This is a genomic window from Candidatus Thermoplasmatota archaeon, from assembly GCA_034660695.1.
Lineage (GTDB): Archaea > Thermoplasmatota > E2 > UBA202 > DSCA01 > JAYEJS01.
In genome coordinates this window covers 1-4,111 of sequence record JAYEJS010000145.1, presented here as the reverse complement: position 1 = coordinate 4,111, position 4,111 = coordinate 1, and the positions used below count along the sequence as shown (strand labels likewise).

2 protein-coding genes are annotated in these 4,111 nt (G+C 42.6%); both read right to left on the bottom strand.

What is annotated here, in order from left to right:
- Window positions 1-314: 314 nt before the first annotated feature.
- Window positions 315-1,259 (bottom strand): radical SAM protein, encoded by a 945-nt coding sequence (locus U9O96_07835; GenBank protein MEA2054995.1) that lies wholly within the window; start codon window positions 1,257-1,259, stop codon window positions 315-317.
- A gap of 196 nt (window positions 1,260-1,455) precedes the next feature.
- Window positions 1,456-4,111: hypothetical protein (locus U9O96_07830; protein MEA2054994.1), on the bottom strand; the 2,656-nt coding region annotated here is incomplete at its 5' end.

Sequence of the window (4,111 nt, the reverse complement as noted above, 5' to 3'; positions counted from 1 at the left end):
AAGAATCACTCTCATGGGTTGACTATAATTTTTCGCTAATTCCAAGAGCTATCTACGAATTTGGGGTTAAGCCTTCATTTGCCAGTTGAATAATCCGAGAGAATACAAATAGTTTTTACACATAGCCCTTTTGAAATGGGATTGCCGGGTGGTTACAGTTTAGCGGCATCATACAGAATTATGGTTGAAAAGATAAACAGCGCAGATAAATTACACCAAGGACACAGCCAGCTTTCTATAGGAATAAAGCAAATGAGGATAAACCGAAGGCACTGAGCGATTCTGCAGTAATATTCGGGTTTCGTGATTATCCTTCAAATTTTCCTACCTGGCAGTTTTCTCATGTAAAAAGTATTGCCCTGATACATCAACTTGATGATTTTTTCTTCTTCTACCAATCTGTCGATGACATTCCAGTTTGCATTTCCCTTCTTTAAAAATTCCTTAACGGCCTCTTCGCGCATCGGATGAACGGATGTAATGCTCAGCAAATCCTCTTCAACATTGCCCGTGAAAGCAAATGCATTTCCCTCATAACCCATCAGATATTCGACTTTGCCGACAAGAATATCACTGAATATCTGGTAAGCCGTATTAATGACATGCTCTCCGGCGGGCTTTATCAATTTCTTGGCAGGAGGTCTTGTGGGCACGGCAACATAAGCCCTGCTTGGATTTATTTTACTCAAAAATTCTGCTATTTTTTTAACTTCTTCTGCCCCATCATTTATTCCGTCAATAAGCATCGTTTCCGTTATTATCGTCCCATTAAATTTTTCAGAGAACGAAAGTATCCCTTTCAAAATTTCATCGTGATTGAGGTATTTATATGGTCTATTGATTCTGTGCCATATACCGTCGCTGTACGCATCCATTTTTAGAGAAACTAAATCTGCTTTTAACAAATCTTCCCTTACATCACTTCTCCACATAAGTGAGGAATTAGTTATGACAGCTATTTTTATTCCCAAGGACTTCAACATGTCTATTTCTTTTCCAATGTTTACGTCTAGGGTCGGCTCACCATCGGGTACAAAGGTCAGATAATCAATTTTTTCTTTTTTTACTTTGTTAACTTTTTCTTCAACTTCTTTTAAAATACTGCCCACGTCATAAAAAGCCTGTCTATCTGTGCTCATCCCTACCGTATTCCCTAGCTGACAATAAACGCATGAATATGTGCATACCTTTGCAGGAATATTATTTATTCCCAAACTCTGTCCCAAGCGGCGCGAAGGAACCGGGCCGAACGCTATTATTTGATCACCTCTGCTAAAATACCTTTCAAAACTTAAATATCTTCCTCTTCATTCCAGATTTTTGCCCTGTCCTTGAGTTCCTTTTCTTTTTCAACCATACGACCAGCCTTGGTATAATCTGTCTTCTTAGCCATGTGAAAGAGTTATTTATTGGGCGCAGGCCAAAAGGAAAAACAAAGAAAGAGGGGGAGAGAGTTTATGGCATTACTGGTTCTGGCTCTGTCCAGTCTGGGCTGTAACATGTCATCGTCGGGTCGCCGTAGAGGGCCTTAACATTTTCAAGTCCGCCCTGGAATAATGTTGATCTGCCATACAACGTTGTCGGGTCTAAGGTTGTAAAATCACGATCGAAAATCCAGACATATTTTGATGCAGCTTCTCCAAAGCCTTCTCCTTTCACTAGTACATCATTGAATGTCCACATATTGTGTAAATCATCTTGAATGCCGTAGCACGATCCACAGTTTCCATACCATATTGCCGACCCATGAGAGAGATACACCATTGGGCCCCAGTGTTCACCAGTTGTGCATGAACTCCAGCATTCGATTTCACTGTGAAGATTTTCAAATGCCTTGTCTACCCACTTGAAATGTATGATATCATAAAGGCTGGGCTCCTGTGCATTATAACTTGATGGTCCTCCCCACCGTGCTGTTTTTGTCTGTTTGCCATCATATCCACTATATCCCCGCCAGGCATCCCACCAGTTAAAGCCCTTAAGATGTTCATATGTGGGTTCTGCGTATGGGAATTGTCCAGCAATATTTGCGTATTGTGCTGATATGCCCGATCCGCCGGTTCCATGGCCGCTGTAATAACTAATGCTTGCCCCTGTATTATACCTCTCCAGCAAGTAATCCCATATACAATGACCTTCATAGAACCTTCCATGTGATGAAAATATTTGCTTTGCTTCGCGGGTTGCATAGTTAGGATAGCCGTTCCCATCATTTGCTTGCCATACGTATCCGTCAGGATAGTTCATGATCTGAGAGGTTGTAACATCCCTGCCCGGGTTTGCATAAATAATCGCTGGGTATAGTACATCTCTAACGATAACATCAGATGAGAATGCAGGTGTCTCTACAGGAATATGTCCGGCATAGGAGTTGTTTCCGGTCATTGCGTGACATATCGGATCACGGATATCAGTATCTCTCGGTGCCACGAACAGGTGTGCCTCTTGCCCTGGTTTATCAAGACCGTAACCGTCGATGAACTCATGTATTCCTTCATTGACAGCACCAAACCATCGCAGCTTTAAGTCAAATCCAGGACTCGGAAAATTCCCGCCTAAAGCCCCTTGAATAAATTCCTTAAAATCAAATGGGTGATCCATGAGCGGGAGGTGGCCTACAGACCTGCATCCATGATAGTAGTCGCCGGCATATTCTCGCCACGCCGTTAACGCATCCAATGTATTATATGCTTCTGATGCTTCCCCAATGTTTAGAACAGGAGAGACATGATATGCAGCCGCCATCGCCGCCGGAGCAAAGTAGCCGTCACCGGTTGCAAGAGACGTTATTGTTATAAAGTTCTCTGAATTTGCATCTGCCTTTATGGCATCAACCACTTCCTGCATTGTCTTGTATTCTGTTGCACCGCTAATGCTTGCACTGCTGACTTCATTTATGTTAACGAATATGATGTTGGACACTCCAAGAGTGGAGAGCGCATCCGATGTTTCTGATGGTACGGTGTCCTTCGTCACATACAGCAAAGGAGCATGATTGAGTGATGCTATTACAGCACCGTTTGCTGCTGACAGAGCTGCCGATGTTCTATCCGGATTGTAATTTCTTATATTTGCTGTGATGTGATATCCTCCGCTAAAACCAATGTCTCCTTCCCTATAATCGAAAAATGGAACCACAATGGCAGTCCACTTTCCCTCCATTGCGTTGTGAACGTTAACGGAATATTCTGTATGTGGTTCTATTGTCCAAGTACGAAACTCGGCCTGATCATGCTGCCAGTGCCCGCCATTCCAATAATGGATGGGTTTTATTTCACCGCCGTTGTAATGAGGAACACTTGGTCTCCTTACATTACCATTTGGATCAATAAGATAAACAATCAGGTTGGACGATTCATCTGTCGTAATTGTTACCTTTATTGTTGAGTCCGTATTGTCAATCGGTATTTTGTATCTATCCCCAGCATATTTTATTATTTGCAGTTCCTCCAAGCCGCGTTCAGATGTTACATATGGCATCCATATGCCTGGAAGGGTAACAGGGTAAAAAGTATCTATGTCTTCACCATTAGAGTCATAAGGATACGGCCACCAATCTTCCATTAGGGCCTCATATCTCGGAGTGATTAAACCTGCATCACCTGCAAAGTTGTTACCTTTGGCAACAATATGAATGGCGCCCCACTTTTGGCCTATGAACATTGGATGAACAAAGTTTCCCCCAACGTCTTTAAGACTGCCAGGCTGGACTTTGGTAATGGAAGGCAAAGAGGAAAGCGTTTTGTCGGTATCCACTACAATGACTATCTCATCTGAAAAACTGCTTCCATCAACTGCCACAACAGCTGTAGTAGATGAAGACCATCTAGATGTTGCAATATCAGCCGCTGCTTTTATAGGATCTGGGTCTATCACATATTCCGTCGCCTCAACATCATGTCTTGCAAGATATGCATTCCAGTCATCGAGCAAATACTTGGTGGTATCATCAACCGTCCCAAACCAGTTGGTAGGAGTATCATCCCCGCGATAAACTATTGGAGAGACGTATCTCTTGCCCCCATCGATATAATTTGCTGCGGGTATTGCTGCAAGATATCCGTACTCGTCTGCATTACTGTTTTTATCATTATTTACTACAAATGTCTGT